The following is a 16,083-nucleotide window of genomic DNA, read 5'->3' on the forward strand; positions in this document are numbered from 1 at the left end:
ATTTTTTCATTAAGCGTCTAATTCTCCGGCAATCACATTCAAACTTGATAAAATCACAATAGCATCTGAAAGCATTGCGCCTTTAATCATATCTGAATAAGCCTGATAATAAATAAAACAAGGACGGCGGAAATGCAAACGGTAAGGCGTTCTACTTCCGTCGGTAATTAAATAAAAACCTAATTCCCCATTGCCGCCTTCCACCGAATGATAGACTTCAGCCACCGGAACCGGCACTTCGCCCATCACGATTTTGAAATGGTAAATCAAAGATTCCATCGTAGTGTATACATCTTCTTTTGGAGGTAAGTAGTAGTCAGGAACGTCCGCATGATAAGGGCCTTCGGGCATTTTTGCTAGTGCTTGTCTGATGATGCTCAAACTTTCCCAAACTTCGGCATTACGCACGCAGAAACGGTCGTAAGTGTCGCCTGATTTTCCTACAGGAACGACGAAATCGAAATCTTCATACGAAGAATACGGGTGCGCCACACGAACGTCATAATCGATTCCGGCAGCACGCAGGTTTGGGCCTGTAAATCCGTAAGCCATGGCTTGTTCCGGAGTAATGGCACCCACATTTACGGTTCTGTCGATAAAGATTCTGTTTCTTTCAAATAGGTTTTCGAATTCTTTCCAGGCCACCGGAAATTCTTCTAAGAAGGTGTTTAACAATTCGAAGGCTTTAGGCGTCCAGTCTCTTTCGAAACCGCCCATTCTTCCCATATTGGTTGTGAGTCTAGCGCCACAAATTTCTTCGTAGATTTCGTAAACTTTTTCACGGAATTGGAACACATATAGGAAACCTGTATAGGCTCCGGTATCAACACCGAGAATCGAATTACAAATCAAGTGGTCGGTGATTCTGGCAAGCTCCATCACGATGACACGTAAATATTGCGCGCGTTTCGGAACTTCTATGCCTAAGGTTTTCTCTACAGTCATCCACCAGCCCATATTGTTGATTGGTGACGAACAATAGTTCATACGATCCGTCAGTGGCGTGATTTGGTAGAATGGACGGTTCTCAGCGATTTTTTCAAACGCACGGTGAATGTAACCGATGGTAGGCTCAGCTTCAAGAATGCGCTCGCCATCCATCAATAATATATTTTGGAAAATACCGTGGGTAGCAGGGTGTGTGGGGCCAAGGTTCAGGATCGAAAGCTCGCTTCCGTCTTCGTTGTGGCGCTCTTTTATGATTTTAGCATAACGATGCTCCGGTGGTAATAGTAGTTCTGACATTTATAGCTTAAAAAATTATAAATTAATCGTTGTTCTTCCGAAGAATCGGTCGTCTTTGTCGGTTCTTCCGCTGTCTTCCATCGGGAATTCCTTGCGCATTGGGTGTGAAATCATCTCATCCATATTCAAAATGCGTTTGAGTTGTGGATGGCCTTTGAAATCGATGCCGTAAAAATCGTAAGATTCGCGTTCCATCCAGTTGGCGCAAAGGAAAATGTTCGAAACGGTTTTGATTTCAGGTTTTTCACCATTGATGAAGGCTTTGATTCTGATGCGTTTGTTTTCGTACCAGTTGTGCATTAAATATACGATGGCAAATTGTCTGTCGGCATTTGAATCATCTGGATAATGCACCGTGAAAAGCGAAGTCAGAAACTGGAATTTTAAATCTTCGTTGTTTTTGAGGAATAAAATTACAGCGGTGTTTTTGTCGGCGTCCATTTCAAATGAAAAAAGGTCTTTTTCCTGTTGAAAATTACGCACGCTTTCGCCAAAAGTTTCGGTCAGTCTGTTTTGAATGTCTGTATTTTCTAAAGCCATCGTGCTATTTGATATTATATGAGGCCAATAATTCCTGATATTCCGGGGAACTTCTTCTGCGAACAGATTCCGATTTTACCAATTCCTGCAGTTTCATCACACCATCGACGATTTGTTCCGGTCTTGGCGGGCAACCCGGAACGTAAACATCCACCGGAATGACTTTGTCGATGCCTTGAAGTACGGAGTAAGTATCGAAAATACCTCCTGAACAAGCGCAAGCTCCAACGGAAATCACCCATCTTGGTTCTGACATTTGCTCGTAAACCTGACGCAGGATTGGAGCCATTTTTTTGGAAATTGTTCCCATCACCATCAGCATGTCGGCCTGACGCGGAGAGAAACTCACACGTTCTGAACCGAATCGCGCTAAGTCGTAATGCGAGGCCATCGTCGCCATGAATTCAATACCGCAGCAAGAAGTGGCAAACGGTAAAGGCCATAACGAATTGGCGCGGGCCAAACCTACAACATCATTGAGTTTGGTAGCGAAGAAACCTTCACCAACCACACCTTCTGGTGGTTCAACCATATTTATTTTTGAATCGCTCATTTTTTGTTATTTTGAATGATGAATTTTGAATTTTGAATTAAAAATGGATGTCATTTAAAATTTATGATTCAAAATTCAAAATAGTTTTTTATTCCCACTCGAGGGCTTTCTTTTTGATAATGTAGAAAAATCCGACCAAAAGCAGCATCATAAAAATGACCATTTTGACCATGCCTTCAATGCCTAAACCTTTGAAATTGATGGCCCAAGGATAAAGGAAAATCACTTCAACATCAAAAAGGACGAATAAAATGGCTACGAGGAAATATTTTACGGAAAACGGAATACGGGCATTTCCTACAGATTCAATCCCGCACTCGAAATTTTCATCTTTTACCTGTGACGATCGTTTAGGGCCCAATTTGCCGGAAATGATGATGGTTCCTACCACAAATCCAACGGCTAAAAGCATTTGCATCAGTATCGGGAAGTAGTCTAATTGATTGGATTGCATGTCGTTTGAATTACTTTAAAATTTTCAACCACAAAGATAACTTTCAATAATTAAATAGCAACCAAAAAATAAAAAATCGTCCTAAAATCATTCGGACAAATTCCTAATTTTTATTGATTATAAATAAGGATTTGAAAATTGGAATTTACAACTGTGAAAAGGGCATCCCTGTTGAGATTGTATAAAAAAACGCCCCAAAATTAATTGGAGCGTTAAACCATTCAGGCAACAAAAATAATCTATATATTTTAGTCTTCAAGAGTTACCACCTGAGCAGCAACTTTACCTTTTCTTCCTTCTTCTTCTTCGTAGCTTACTCTGTCACCTTCGCGAAGTTCTTCCGCTTTGATTCCTGAAGCATGTACGAAGATGTCTTTTCCTGTTTCTTCGTCTGTAATGAATCCATAACCTTTAGATTCATTGAAAAATTTTACTGTACCTGTACGCATTGTAATTGTAATAATAATTTATAATGTTGCAAATGTATGCTTAAATATAATACGAAAGTTAGGCAAGTGTTAAATTTTTAGAAAAATTATTGATTTACAGTATTTTGTGTCTTTGGAAAGCAGATTTTAAGATTTAAGATTTCAAAAATGGAAATATTTTAAAATTTAATCACTTTCCTGATGGCTTTGAAACGGTCGGTTTTAATTTCTATAAAATAAAGACCAGCATCGCCAGTTAAATCGATAGTATCTGCCTTGATATTGGTAAATTTTTTATTACCAATTTGTTGCCCCAAGCTATTGTAGGTATTGACTTCAACATCGGAATAATCATTTCCTAAATCGATGTTGAGCATTCCGGTCGTGGGATTCGGAACGATACTAATGCGATCGGCTGCATTGTCAAAACCGGTATTGGCAAGAACATAAGGCAGTGTCAGTTTTGCGGTAAATATGTTGGCACCGCTTTGCAAGGAATGACTCACATCATCAAACAAAGTATTGGCACTAGTAAAATACAAACCGGTTTCATCAACAGCAATATTATTGGCCCTATCTGGCCAGATTCCATATTGAGAATTATCGGCAAAAGTTTCAAATTGATCGACCCATAAATTATCGCCATTGCCATTGAAACTTGCCAGTAATTGTGTTTTATATCGATTAGGATTGGTACCCACCAACGAATTGAAGGTTTGGTTTTCGAAAGCAACAGTGCTATTGAATCCCAATTGGCATTTAAAGAAAAGGTTCGAGAACTTATCGATGGCCAATTGAGGGATTGCCTCATGATGTAATGTAGTGTTGATGTCATAATGCTTAAACCAAATGAGGTTTCCTTCTGAATCGTGTTTTTCCAAATAAATAGCATATTTATCTGTTGGGGCATTATAGGTAGTATTGTTTATACTAACTTGTCCGAAATAATTCCCTGCGGTATAGATGTTATTGAACTGATCTAAAACGATGCTCGTACCTTCGGTTTTTCCGGTTGAAAACTTGGTCCATAGAATCGTTCCTGTTGGGCTCATTTTCATGAGGTAGGCGTTGGTGTCGGAACCCGAGTTGGAAGAAATTATATTTTGGCTTCCAAAGCGTCCGTGGCCGATGAAACATCCGGTGAGAAAGATATTGCCAAGGGTATCCACTATAAAATTTGAAGTGGTGATGTTGTTGGATACTGGAGTTCCGTTGAAACTTGAGCCTGCCCCAAATTGTGTTACCCAAATCACATTGCCGCTGGCGGTGTTCAGCTTGCAAACAAACCCGTAACCATTGTCTGAATCTATAGTAAAGGCTCCAAAGTTTCTAGTGCCACCAGAAACACCGGTTAGGAAAAGATTGTCATTGTTGTCTACGGTTAGTTTTGGTTTGTGGGCGCTGTAACCAGGAATCGTTTTTCTCCATAAAATATCTCCGTTCGGGGCTATTTTGATTACAAAAAAATTACTATTGGAAATCGGAGAGTTTAAGGAATTTGTACCGAAATAAACAGTGCCAAGAAAAGTACCCGACACATAAATATTTCCCAAGCTATCACAAGCCAAACCAAATGCATTATCAGAATTTCCATTTCCGAATTGCTGGGTCCAGAGAACCGTTCCGGTAGGCGATGTTTTTTGTACAAAAATGTCATTTAGTCCTGAACTGAACAGTCCAAAACTGCCTCCGTAACAAATGTCCTGGAAACTGCCTGTGGTAATTACGTTGTGGTTGGCATCCAAACAGATGGCATTGCCATATTCTTCTTGTTGTCCTGCAAGCACATTATACCATACAATGCTTTGTGATTCAACTTTCAGCGAAAATAGCATCACGACCAAAATTACCAAAAGATTCAAACCTTTTTTCATTTTAGAGACTGTTTAATCTTATGTGTAATTCTTCCAATTGTTTTTCATCAATCACTGACGGTGCGTCGATCATCACATCACGCCCTGAATTGTTTTTAGGGAATGCAATAAAATCACGGATGGTTTCCTGTCCGCCCAAAATCGCAACCAATCTGTCCAATCCGAACGCTAATCCGCCGTGTGGTGGTGCTCCGAACTGAAACGCGTCCATCAAAAATCCGAACTGGTTTCTGGCTTCTTCTTCAGTAAATCCTAAATATTTGAACATCAATTCTTGCGTGGCTTTGTCGTGAATACGAATTGAACCGCCGCCAATTTCGTTGCCATTGAGCACCATATCATAAGCGTTCGCGCGTACTTTTCCGGGATCAGTCGCAAGCAAATGCATGTCTTCAGGTTTTGGTGAAGTAAACGGATGGTGCATCGCGTGCCATCTGTTACTTTCTTCATCTTTTTCAAGCAATGGAAAATCAACGACCCAAAGTGGTGCGAATTCAGCTGGATTTCTCAAACCTAATCTTGTCGCCAATTCCATACGAAGCGCGGAAAGTTGTGTTCTGGTTTTATCGGCCGGGCCTGAAAGCACGAAAATCATATCGCCTGCTTTGGCTCCGGTAACTTTGGCCCATTGCGCCAAATCGTCCTGATCGTAAAATTTATCAACGGATGATTTGTAGGTTCCGTCTTCGTTACATTTCGCATAAACCATTCCTGAAGCGCCAATTTGCGGGCGTTTCACCCAATCAATCAAGGCGTCGATTTCTTTTCGGGTCATCTCGCCAGAATTCGGAGCGGCAATACCTACAACAAGTTCAGCAGCATTGAAAACGCCGAAATCTTTGTGTTGTGCCACAGCGTTGAGTTCGCCGAATTCCATTCCGAATCGGATGTCCGGTTTGTCGTTTCCGTAGGTTTTCATCGCGTGGTCGTAGGTCATTCTTGGGAATTTCTCGACTTCGATGCCTTTAAGTTCTTTGAGCAAATGACGCGTCAATCCTTCGAAAACGTTCAATATATCTTCCTGCTCGACAAACGCCATTTCACAATCAATTTGCGTAAATTCAGGTTGTCTGTCGGCACGTAAATCTTCATCTCGGAAGCATTTCACGATCTGGAAATATTTGTCCATGCCGCCAACCATCAGCAATTGTTTAAACGTTTGAGGCGATTGTGGTAACGCGTAAAATTGCCCTTCATTCATTCTACTAGGCACGACGAAATCACGTGCGCCTTCAGGAGTAGACTTAATTAAATAAGGTGTTTCGACTTCACAAAAATCCTGATCTGAAAGGTATTTACGCACTTCCATTGCGACTTTGTGACGGAACAACAAACTGTTTTTTACCGGATTTCTACGGATATCGAGGTAGCGGTATTTCATGCGGATGTCTTCACCGCCGTCGGTTTCGTCTTCAATCGTGAACGGTGGCGTCAATGCTGCGTTCAAAATATTAAGTTCAGTAACCAAAATCTCGATGTCACCCGTCGCCATGTTTTTGTTTTTGGCTTCGCGCTCGATGACTTTGCCTTTCACCTGAATGACAAACTCACGACCCAAAGTTTTCGCCAATTCAAAAACCGATTTCTCAGTACGGCTTTCGTCAAAAACCAATTGCGTGATGCCATAACGGTCGCGCAAATCGACCCAATTCATAAATCCTTTATCCCTTGATTTTTGTACCCAACCCGCAAGCGTTACTTCGGTATTGATATGTGTCGCGTTGAGTTCTCCGCAATGATGACTTCTATACATGTTCGAAATTTTAGATGGCAAATTTAAGCATAATTGTGAATTAACATCATGAAATCTGAATTATAAGATGGTTTTGAATTTCATGCCATTTTCTTGGTTGGTAACGGCTGCGTTAGCGATGGAAACGGCATCCTGTGCGGATTTCCGCGCAGATATAGCGGACAGCGCGACCCGTAGGGAAACGCCCTGAATCATATTCCAATGTTAAGTTTTTATTCAATGTTATCAAATTGTTAAGCGAAAGTTTGTTTAGTGTAAATAAATTTATACATTTGTTTTGTAATTGTTAAACAATCAAAAACCTACATCTATGAAAAAGTATATGATTCTCGGAGCCGTGTTGATTTCAGGAATGATGTTCGCACAAAAAGAACCCAAATTGGAAGTGGTTGGAAACTTAGTAAAAGCAACTTATTATTACGATAACGGACAAATCCAGCAAGAAGGTTTTTTCAAAGACGGAAAACTTGAAGGGAAATGGGTCGCTTACGATACCAACGGAAATAAAAAATCAGCCGGAGAATACACCAACGGTCAAAAAACCGGAAAATGGTTTTTCTGGAACGAAGCTAAAACAAGTCAAGTAGATTACTCAAACAATCAGATTGCATTGGTTAGTAATAATTAAGATTTATAAAGTAAATAAAAAACCCGTCTTGAGAAAGACGGGTTTTTTTATGGATGAAAGTGAAACACGAATGACACTATTAAAGTATCATTCGTGTTTTTTATTTATTCATTATTCAAGGCGGCTCTTCTTAATTTTCTGTCGCGCAACGCATATTTAGTGCGTTTTACCAAGTAGAACATTACCGGAACCATTACCAAAGTCAATACTGTGGCGTAAGTCAATCCGAAGATGATCGTCCAGGCCAATGGTCCCCAGAAAATTACGTTGTCGCCACCCATAAAAATATGCGGGTTCAAATCGGTAACCAAAGAGAAGAAGTCGAAGTTCAAACCAATCGCAAGTGGAATCAAACCTAAGACCGCCGTCAAAGCCGTCAACAATACCGGACGCAAACGCGATTTTCCGGATTCGATGATGACTTCTTTAATCTCTTCGAGTGATAAATCGTCGTGGCTTTCGAGTTGTTTCACCGCTACTTTATGGTCGAGCAATAAAACGAAGAAGTCCATTAATACGATTCCGTTCTTCACTACGATTCCCGCGAGCGAGATGATTCCCATCATCGTCATCAGGATTACGAAATCCATGTTCGCGATGACATAACCGTAGAATACACCGGAGAAACTCAGGATTACGGTGAACAGAATCACAATCGTTTTCGAGATCGAGTTAAACTGCAATACGATGATCAAAGTGATTCCCGCCATCGCCAAGAACAAAGCATACATTAAGAAACTTTGGTTTTTGCCTTGCTCTTCCTGAACGCCGGAAAACGAATAAGTAACGGTTTTCGGCAATTCATACCCTTTTAAATCCGCTGCAATCTGTTTGGTGATCTCATCGCCATTGTAACCGGTCAGCACATTCGAATAAATCGTCATGATGCGTTTGTGGTTCTTTCTTTTGATCATGTTGTACGTATTCGCTTTCTCGGTTTGAGAGACGGCTGAAATCGGCACCTGCATCATCTGTCCGTTGGCTTGGTTGCGGAAAGTCAACGATTGGTTGAACAAAATGTCTTCGTTTTTGCGCTGGTCAGCCTGCATGCGCATTACGATATTGTAGTCGTCATCACCTTCTTTATAAGTGGAGATTTCCTGACCGTAAACCGAACGGCGCAAGTTGAAACCCAGTTGTCCGGTAGAAACACCGATACTTCCGGCATTCACGCGATCTACTTTCACTTCAAGTTCTGGACTCTCTTTATTGATGTCGACACTCAAGCGCTCAATTCCGGGAATGTTTTTGGAATCGATGAACGCAATCATCTTATCGGCCTCTTTGAGCATCTCGTCATAATCGGTTCCCGTAAGCTGAATACTAATCGGATAACCTGCCGGCGGCCCATTGGAGTCTTTTTCAACAGTCACTACAGCACCCGGAATCGCTTTGACGCGTTTGCGGATTTCCTCCAAAATGTCGGAAGTGTTTATGCCTCTTCTGAATTTGAATTCGGAGAAATTGACGGTCACTTTTCCTTTAAACGGTGTTTCCGAGGAATTTCCTGCATCGACATTCGGATTTCCTGCGCCGATACCGACTTGCGAAACGATACTTTCCGCGAGGTAATTTTCTTTCGTAGCCGGATCAACGTATTTCTTCATGATGTCGATGATCTGTTTCTCTACATACAAAGTCGCTTTGTTGGTTTTTTCAATCGAGGTTCCCTGTGGATATTCGATGTAAGCAATCGTTTGGTTCGGAATATTGTCCGGGAAGAACAATACTTTTCTTGGGAAAATGCCGAGCAATACAAAGGAGAAAATCAACATTCCGATAATTCCCGCCAAAGCTAACCAAGCATTTCGTCCAGTTAAGATTTTAGCCAGGAAACGTTTGTATTTGTCTTCCATTTTCGGGAAGAAACTGTGTTGGAAATCCTGCGTCCATTGGTATAATTTGAAATGGTACAACCAAAGCATTACCAAAGATAAAATAGCCATGTGTCCGACCGCTTTCAAAAATGTGCTGTTCGTCAGATGTCCTGGAACTGCAAATAACAATGCAATCGCTCCTAATAAAATAGTATAGAATTTCAATGATTTTTTAGTGATGTTTCTATCTTCAATATCCATCGAACCACCAGTCATTGCGGCATTCACAACCATCGCCACGAATAGCGAAGCGCCCAGTGTTACCGACAAAGTCATCGGGAAATAGATCATAAATTTACCCATTGTTCCCGGCCACAAAGCAAACGGCAAGAATGCCATCAAGGTTGTCGCGGTAGATGAAATTACCGGCCACGCGATTTCCCCGATACCGATTTTGGAAGCCTGGATTCTCGACAGTCCTTTTTTCATATTCGCAAAGACGTTGTCGACGACCACAATTCCGTCATCCACGAGCATTCCGAGTCCCATGACCAGACCGAAAAGTACCATCGTGTTGAGGGTCAGACCGAATGCGGAAAGAATCGTAAAGGCCATCAGCATCGATAGCGGAATCGCCGCACCTACGAACAAGGAGTTTCGCAATCCCATCGTAAACATCAACACAATCATCACCAGAATGATCCCGAAAATGATGTGGTTCGACAATTCATCAACCTGATGCTCCACGCGCGACGATTGGTCGTTGGTCATCTTCAGGTCGAGATTTTTCGGCAGGTAACTTTCCTGAGCGGTTTTGATTTTTTCCTTGACTTGTTCAATCGCCGAAATCATGTTTTGTCCCGAACGTTTCTTGACGCTGAGCATCACGACTTCGGTTCCTTTTTCACGCGCGTAAGTCGTTTTTTCTTTTTCCTTGAAAGAAACCGTAGCGATATCTTTTAAGTAAACTGTTCCGCCGTTGTGCTTGACAATTACGTTTTCGAGTTCCTTCGGATCTTTGATTTCTCCGATGATTCGGATGTTATTTCTGGAACCTTGTGAAATTAAATTTCCGCCCGACAATGTCATGTTCTCATATTTGACGGCGTTTTGAATGTCATCGAACGAAACCTGCGCACCGGTCATTTTAAACACATCGACGGCGATTTCTACTTCTTTGTCATCAACACCGAGAATATCGACTTTTTTGACTTCGGGAATTTCCTCAATATCGTCTTGTAATTTTTCACCATACGCTTTAAGTTGTTGCGTCGTGTAATTTCCTTTGAGGTTGATGTTCAGAATCGGCACTTCCTCAGAAATATTGAGCTCGAAAACGTTCGGCTCGACTTTGCTTCCGTTGTCAAGGTTCGGCCAATCAGTGTCGGCTTTGACGTTGTCGACTTTGTCTTTGATTTTGGTTTTGGCTTCCTCAATGGTGACTTTGTCGTTAAATTCCACAACGATCATTCCGTAATCCTGAAACGAACTTGAGGTTACTTTCTCCACGCCGCTGATATTTTTGATTTCCTTTTCAAGCGGTTTGGTGATCAATTTTTCGACGTCTTCGGCTGAATTTCCTGGGAACACAGAAGAAATATATACTTTGTTCTCGATGATTTCCGGGAAATCCTCACGCGGCATGGTCACATAGGCGATCAGTCCGGTGACGACAATCAGGAACGTGACGATATACACCGTGACGCGGTTGTCGACGGCCCAGCTTGATATACTGAATTCTTTACTTTGATGGCTCATTTAGTTTGATTTTAGAATTTTTTTGATCTCAGATTGAAACCAATTCGATTAAAAATTAAGTTGCATTCCTTCAGAAATCGTATTGACACCTTCGGTTACGATCGTATCGTCTTCAGACAAACCGCTAAGGATTTCAGTAACGTTGTTGGCAGATTTTCCGGTTTCGACAATGACTTTTTTGGCGATGCCAGTTTTGCCTTTATTTTCAGTTACGGTATATACATAATGGTTTCCTTTGCCGTCTTCCTGTACTACATTCGTTGGAACGACTACTGCTTTAGGGTTCACATAATCCACAATTTTAAGTTTGGCCACTTGGTTCGGGCGCAGCAAATTGTCCGGATTCGGAACCGCCACTTCGATGTTGAAGCTTCGGTTGTTCGGATTGATGCTACTTGCAATCTGGCGAATTTTCCCTTTGTAGGTTTTTCCTAAAGAATTTAAGGTAACATCTACTACAGTTCCGACTTTCAATTTGCCGATGTAAGTTTCAGGAACCAAAGTCGATACATACATATTGCTGAGGTTTACGATACGCATCAAACCTGTTGGGCCAGCTGCAACGACTTCGCCTCTTTCTACGAAAACTTCATCGATTACACCGGTAAATGGTGCTCTGATAATGGTTTTGGACAATTGTGCTTTGGCTTGTGCCACGGCTTTCTGTGCGCTGATCATTTGCGTTTGGGCGTTCAGGAACTGAATTTCAGAACCGATTTTCTGATCCCAAAGATTTTTCTGTCTTTCAAAAGTGGTTTTGGCTAAGTTGTATTGGTTTTCTAAGCTGCCCAACTGCTGGCTCGCACCGCCGTCATCCACACGGCCTAAGATTTGTCCTTTAGTGACGCGTTGTCCGGCTACAGCATTCAGAGAAACTAAAGTTCCGGGAATTTCTGGTTGTACGAGAATGTTTTCCTTAGTATCAACATTGCCCTGAATTTCAAGAAAATGGTTGAACACGGTGTCTTTCAGAGTTTGTATGGAAACCAAAGCTTCTACTTTTGCGGTATCTAAAGTGGCAATCGCTTCGTCGAGTTTGGTCAGCTGGGCTTGCAATTCGACTCTTTTGGCCTGGATTTTAGTCAGGTCTTTCGACTCGATGATCTTGTCAATGCTGGCGCCGCTTTCTTTCTGCGAACATGCCACGAACAATAGGGTCAATGCGGAGAGTAATAAGATTTTTTTCATATGATTGTTTTGTTAGTTCTGGATTTATTTTTTGTTGATGAGTTTTTCTAAGGCTGCTTTTTTGTTGATGATGTTCACCATCGATTGCAGGTAATTCTGTTGCGCGGTATACAACTGGCGTTGCGCTTCGCTGAAATCAAAACTCGAAGACAAACCTTCGGTAAATTTGATCTGTTGTTTTTTCTCGATGCGTTCGGCAAGGTTCAGATTGCTTTTGGAAGTAGCGTATTCCTCAATGCTGAACTCGTATTCGCTTTTGGCATTTTGGTATTGCAGTTTGAGTTTTTGCTCGGTTTCTGTAAGCTGCGTTTTGGCTTGGTCGAGTGCGATTTTGGCTTGCTGCGTTTTGGCGCTTCTTCCTAAACTGCTGAAAATAGGCACGTTTAAACTCACGCCCAGATTCGAATAATTGAACCATTTTTGATTTTGCGTAAAAAAGGCAAACTGGTCATTGAAAGCACTGTATCCGAAGTTAACATTTGCAGCCAGTGTTGGCAATGCTTTGCTTCTGGCGAGTTTCAATTCGAGACTTCTTTGCTCTTCAAAATTTTTGGCTATTTGATAATAAACGCTGTTGTCCGTACTAAATTCGTTTTGAGAAAAAGCGGCGCCCACGTTTGCAGTGGTCAAAGCATCAAGCTTATCGGTTAGTTTCAAATCAGCATCGATATTCATTCCTAAAGTTACCTTCAGCATTTTGTAGGCGATGTCGACCAAACGTTTGGTATTGCTAAGATTGCTGTTAACGGAAGCCAACGTAATTTGAAGTTGTTCGACATTTTCCTCCTCAATCAAACCGTTTTTAAAAGTTTGCTGCGTATCGGATAAAGTTTTTGATAAAATGGTTTTGTTGCGTTCCAGGATGGCGATGCTTTCCTCAGCAAGTAATACATTGCCATAAGCATTGATGACCATTTCTTTGACTTCAACATTGCTTTTTTCTTTGGCGTTTTGATAGTATTTCAGATAGGTTTTTGAAGCTTGGAGCGCTACAATATAGGAACCGTCAAAAATCAGCTGCGATAAAGTAGAGCGCGCCGTCATACTGTGTTTGCTTCCCAATTCGATTTCTTGATCGCCAAAAACAACTTTTTGGATTTCAAAATTGTTTTGGTAATCCAAACCGGCATTGATTTGCGGCAAACCGGCGGCAGTCGTTTCCCATTTTTTTTGCTTGGCAGCATCGATGTCGCGACCCGCATTGATCGATTGGTAATTGTTCGTCAAAGCGTGACTGATGGCCTGCTCCAGACTGAACGAATAGCTTTGTTTAGCATTCTGCGATTTTGCTCCGACGGCAAAAACGAGCAGTGTAATGATTAGTAATTTTTTCATGGATTGATGATTATATAATTGGTTTGCGTAAGTGTTTTTCAAGTTCAATAAGACCTTCAGCGGTGGCAATGGCTCTGGAATGGTATTCTAAAGCTTTGGCTTCAAGTTCGTAAGCTTCTTTTTCTAATAGAGTGTTTTCATTGATGGAAAAAATCAGCGTGTAATAGAATTTAACCGCCGCCTCTACATCGGTTTCCGCGCGATACAATCCTTGCGCAATGCCTTTTTCAATATTCTGACGGAATACATTCGAGCAGTCTTCAATTTCGTTGGCCATCATTTTCTGATAGATTTCCGGGTAATGCTTTTTGAGTTGATAAGCTGGCGAATGGTCAAACGATTGAAACATTTCTTTAAACATTTCGCGCATCTGGAAATTTTCGGCAATCGCATTGTGGTTTTGTGCAATCACTTCGTTCATCAGTGTATGGATTTTTTGATGCACGACTTCAGTGCCTTCTTCAATGAGCATTTCTTTGTTGCTGAAATATTTGTAAATCGTTTTTTTAGAAATACACATTTCGCAGGCGATATCATCCATGGTGACGCTCTTGAACCCAAGTTTCAGGAACATATCCGTTGCTTTTTTGATGATTTTATCTCTCATTTTTTTGGATTTATTTTGAAAATCTCACGATAAGGTTTCTGAAATTTTCTGGGGCAAATGTAATGCGGAAACTTTTAACACTAAAATAGTTTCCAAAGTATTCACAATTATTTAACATTAGCTTTTCTCGTGGCTTTTGTCAGACTGACGGAATACTGTAAATTAGCCGAAAATTAAATCCATGCATTCGATACAGCAGTACCAACAGTTCATCGCCAATTATCTTCAGGCCGAGCAGCACACCAAAGAGCCGAAGAACTTATATGAGCCCATTCATTATATTCTAGGACTCGGCGGCAAGCGAATCCGTCCGGTGCTGACATTAATGGCTGCTGAAATTTTCGATGCCGATTATAAAAAAGCACTACCCGCGGCTTTGGCAGTTGAGGTTTTTCACAACTTTTCGCTGATCCACGATGATATTATGGATGACGCGCCTTTGCGTCGGGGCAACGAAACGGTTCATGAAAAATGGGATGTGAACACCGGAATTCTTTCGGGAGATGCGATGCTGATTTTGGCCTACCAATATTTCGAAAGGTACGAACCGAACATTTTTAAGGAACTCGCCAAACTGTTCAGCAAAACCGCGCTCGAAGTCTGTGAAGGCCAACAATGGGACGTCGATTTCGAACACCGCGACGATGTGACGATTGCCGAATATCTAAAAATGATCGAATATAAAACCGCCGTTTTGGTGGCGGCTGCGATGAAAATGGGTGCCATCATCGCCGAAACTTCTGAAGAAAACGCAAAATTAATTTATGAATTCGGGCTAAACTTAGGACTCGCGTTCCAGCTTCAGGACGATTATCTCGACGCCTTCGGGAATCCCGAAACTTTCGGAAAGCAAGTCGGCGGCGATATCATCGAGAATAAAAAAACGTATTTATACCTTAAAGCCGTTGAGTTCGCTTCAACAGAAGACAACGAACAACTGATGCATTTGTATTCGATCCAACCGCAGGAAAATGCCGATAAGATCGAATCGGTAAAAGCCATTTTCAATAAAACCGGCGCTTCAGCCACAACCCAAAAAGCGATCGAGGAATATACAATGAAGGCCTTTTCGACTTTGGAAAAAATCAACATTAGTGACGACAAGAAATCGATGTTACGCGCTTTCGGCGAAAACCTCATGGGAAGAAAAGTCTAACGTGCTTTCAATGAACAAGATCATTTCCATTTTTTTTAGTAAGGTGAATCCGCAACCTAAAGCGCAGTTGTTTCTCGCGTTTTTCTTTACGGCTTTTACGGTGGTTGCCTTGGGAATTGATTCGGTGTTTTTCACCAAACATTATTTCGACGCAAGGACGATGGTCAATATTGCGGCTATCATTTACTTTTCATTACTTTTTTTTACAGCCGATGTCACTTTGAGGAAACTCATGGTCGTGATGGTTTTTCTGTCCTACATCGGCGAATTGATTTTCTGTAAATTGTTGGGAATGTATGAATACCGCACGCCATTAATTCCGTTGTACGTTCCGTTCGGACATGCGATTGTTTATGCTTCTGGTTATATTTTCGCCCATACCGCTTGGGTTATCAATCATGAAAAACAGTTCCAGCGATTTTTCGCCGTATTTTACATCGTATTGTTCCTGGCCGTTGGCATTTTCCTGAATGATGTATTTTCGCTATTTTTCGGAAGTTTGTTCTTCGTATTATTAAAAAGAAAACATTGGCAAAACCTTTATTATTGTATCGCACTTTGTGTTATCTTTATAGAGTTGGTCGGCACTTATTTCCAATGCTGGACCTGGGTGCCGAAAACTTACGGAATCATTCCGGCCGCCAATCCGCCGATGGGAGCCGTGTTTTTTTATGCTGGTGGCGATGTGTTGCTGGTGAAAATCATTTCCGTTTGGGACCAAAGAAAAATAAAAACAATTGCATAAAC

Annotated in this window: 14 protein-coding genes; 3 read left to right on the plus strand and 11 right to left on the minus strand. The window is 41.4% G+C overall.

Annotated elements, in window-relative coordinates:
- Positions 1–9: 9 nt before the first annotated feature.
- The 7 genes from Q0058_RS06030 to aspS form a co-directional block, all read right to left on the minus strand.
- Entirely contained in the window at positions 10–1,245 is a 1,236-nt protein-coding gene (locus tag Q0058_RS06030; RefSeq protein WP_298221918.1) for an NADH-quinone oxidoreductase subunit D, read from the minus strand.
- A gap of 15 nt (positions 1,246–1,260) precedes the next feature.
- The gene (locus tag Q0058_RS06035) at positions 1,261–1,785 is read right to left on the minus strand and encodes an NADH-quinone oxidoreductase subunit C (protein ID WP_298221920.1); all 525 of its coding nucleotides are present in this window, start codon (positions 1,783–1,785) and stop codon (positions 1,261–1,263) included.
- A 4-nt stretch (positions 1,786–1,789) separates the two neighbouring features.
- Positions 1,790–2,338: an NADH-quinone oxidoreductase subunit B gene (locus tag Q0058_RS06040; RefSeq protein ID WP_298221922.1), complete on the minus strand. Its 549-nt coding sequence runs from the start codon at positions 2,336–2,338 to the stop codon at positions 1,790–1,792.
- A gap of 88 nt (positions 2,339–2,426) precedes the next feature.
- Entirely contained in the window at positions 2,427–2,792 is a 366-nt protein-coding gene (locus tag Q0058_RS06045; RefSeq protein WP_298221924.1) for an NADH-quinone oxidoreductase subunit A, read from the minus strand.
- 248 nt (positions 2,793–3,040) lie between these two features.
- Positions 3,041–3,241 carry a cold-shock protein gene (locus Q0058_RS06050; protein WP_298221926.1) on the minus strand — a complete coding sequence of 67 codons (201 nt, stop codon included), beginning with the start codon at positions 3,239–3,241 and terminating at the stop codon, positions 3,041–3,043.
- A 158-nt stretch (positions 3,242–3,399) separates the two neighbouring features.
- Positions 3,400–5,094, minus strand: a complete 1,695-nt coding sequence (locus Q0058_RS06055; RefSeq protein ID WP_298221929.1) for an SBBP repeat-containing protein — start codon at positions 5,092–5,094, stop codon at positions 3,400–3,402.
- Between the two features lies 1 nt (position 5,095).
- On the minus strand, positions 5,096–6,847 hold the full coding sequence (gene aspS / locus Q0058_RS06060) for an aspartate--tRNA ligase (RefSeq protein WP_298221930.1): 1,752 nt from the start codon (positions 6,845–6,847) through the stop codon (positions 5,096–5,098).
- A gap of 310 nt (positions 6,848–7,157) precedes the next feature.
- On the opposite strand from aspS, the gene Q0058_RS06065 reads away from it, so the two are divergent.
- Positions 7,158–7,475 (plus strand): membrane-binding protein, encoded by a 318-nt coding sequence (locus Q0058_RS06065; protein WP_298221932.1) that lies wholly within the window; start codon positions 7,158–7,160, stop codon positions 7,473–7,475.
- 104 nt (positions 7,476–7,579) lie between these two features.
- Here Q0058_RS06065 and Q0058_RS06070 read toward each other — a convergent pair whose 3' ends face one another.
- From Q0058_RS06070 to Q0058_RS06085, 4 genes are read right to left on the minus strand one after another with little or no spacing between them, the layout of a single operon-like run.
- The gene (locus tag Q0058_RS06070; RefSeq protein WP_298221934.1) at positions 7,580–11,050 is read right to left on the minus strand and encodes an efflux RND transporter permease subunit; all 3,471 of its coding nucleotides are present in this window, start codon (positions 11,048–11,050) and stop codon (positions 7,580–7,582) included.
- A 48-nt stretch (positions 11,051–11,098) separates the two neighbouring features.
- A complete protein-coding gene (locus Q0058_RS06075; RefSeq protein WP_298221936.1) occupies positions 11,099–12,238 on the minus strand; it encodes an efflux RND transporter periplasmic adaptor subunit in 1,140 nt (379 codons plus the stop codon).
- 24 nt (positions 12,239–12,262) lie between these two features.
- On the minus strand, positions 12,263–13,573 hold the full coding sequence (locus tag Q0058_RS06080; RefSeq protein ID WP_298221937.1) for a TolC family protein: 1,311 nt from the start codon (positions 13,571–13,573) through the stop codon (positions 12,263–12,265).
- Between the two features lie 10 nt (positions 13,574–13,583).
- Positions 13,584–14,180 carry a TetR/AcrR family transcriptional regulator gene (locus Q0058_RS06085; protein WP_298221939.1) on the minus strand — a complete coding sequence of 199 codons (597 nt, stop codon included), beginning with the start codon at positions 14,178–14,180 and terminating at the stop codon, positions 13,584–13,586.
- A 181-nt stretch (positions 14,181–14,361) separates the two neighbouring features.
- On the opposite strand from Q0058_RS06085, the gene Q0058_RS06090 reads away from it, so the two are divergent.
- Together Q0058_RS06090 and Q0058_RS06095 are read left to right on the plus strand one after the other, a co-directional pair.
- A complete protein-coding gene (locus tag Q0058_RS06090) occupies positions 14,362–15,336 on the plus strand; it encodes a polyprenyl synthetase family protein (protein ID WP_298221941.1) in 975 nt (324 codons plus the stop codon).
- Between the two features lie 10 nt (positions 15,337–15,346).
- A complete protein-coding gene (locus Q0058_RS06095; RefSeq protein ID WP_298221944.1) occupies positions 15,347–16,081 on the plus strand; it encodes a hypothetical protein in 735 nt (244 codons plus the stop codon).
- Positions 16,082–16,083: the final 2 nt, after the last annotated feature.

Origin of the sequence: Flavobacterium sp., from assembly GCF_027484705.1 — a bacterium.
In the GTDB taxonomy this organism is placed as follows: Bacteria; Bacteroidota; Bacteroidia; order Flavobacteriales; family Flavobacteriaceae; genus Flavobacterium.

What these genes read in the sequence shown, in the direction of transcription:
- Q0058_RS06030 (WP_298221918.1), bottom strand. Translation starts at nt 1,245, where the DNA reads ATGTCAGAACTACTATTACCACCGGAGCATCGTTATGCTAAAATCATA.
- Q0058_RS06035 (WP_298221920.1), bottom strand. Translation starts at nt 1,785, where the DNA reads ATGGCTTTAGAAAATACAGACATTCAAAACAGACTGACCGAAACTTTT.
- Q0058_RS06040 (WP_298221922.1), bottom strand. Translation starts at nt 2,338, where the DNA reads ATGAGCGATTCAAAAATAAATATGGTTGAACCACCAGAAGGTGTGGTT.
- Q0058_RS06045 (WP_298221924.1), bottom strand. Translation starts at nt 2,792, where the DNA reads ATGCAATCCAATCAATTAGACTACTTCCCGATACTGATGCAAATGCTT.
- Q0058_RS06050 (WP_298221926.1), bottom strand. Translation starts at nt 3,241, where the DNA reads ATGCGTACAGGTACAGTAAAATTTTTCAATGAATCTAAAGGTTATGGA.
- Q0058_RS06055 (WP_298221929.1), bottom strand. Translation starts at nt 5,094, where the DNA reads ATGAAAAAAGGTTTGAATCTTTTGGTAATTTTGGTCGTGATGCTATTT.
- aspS (WP_298221930.1), bottom strand. Translation starts at nt 6,847, where the DNA reads ATGTATAGAAGTCATCATTGCGGAGAACTCAACGCGACACATATCAAT.
- Q0058_RS06065 (WP_298221932.1), top strand. Translation starts at nt 7,158, where the DNA reads ATGAAAAAGTATATGATTCTCGGAGCCGTGTTGATTTCAGGAATGATG.
- Q0058_RS06070 (WP_298221934.1), bottom strand. Translation starts at nt 11,050, where the DNA reads ATGAGCCATCAAAGTAAAGAATTCAGTATATCAAGCTGGGCCGTCGAC.
- Q0058_RS06075 (WP_298221936.1), bottom strand. Translation starts at nt 12,238, where the DNA reads ATGAAAAAAATCTTATTACTCTCCGCATTGACCCTATTGTTCGTGGCA.
- Q0058_RS06080 (WP_298221937.1), bottom strand. Translation starts at nt 13,573, where the DNA reads ATGAAAAAATTACTAATCATTACACTGCTCGTTTTTGCCGTCGGAGCA.
- Q0058_RS06085 (WP_298221939.1), bottom strand. Translation starts at nt 14,180, where the DNA reads ATGAGAGATAAAATCATCAAAAAAGCAACGGATATGTTCCTGAAACTT.
- Q0058_RS06090 (WP_298221941.1), top strand. Translation starts at nt 14,362, where the DNA reads ATGCATTCGATACAGCAGTACCAACAGTTCATCGCCAATTATCTTCAG.
- Q0058_RS06095 (WP_298221944.1), top strand. Translation starts at nt 15,347, where the DNA reads ATGAACAAGATCATTTCCATTTTTTTTAGTAAGGTGAATCCGCAACCT.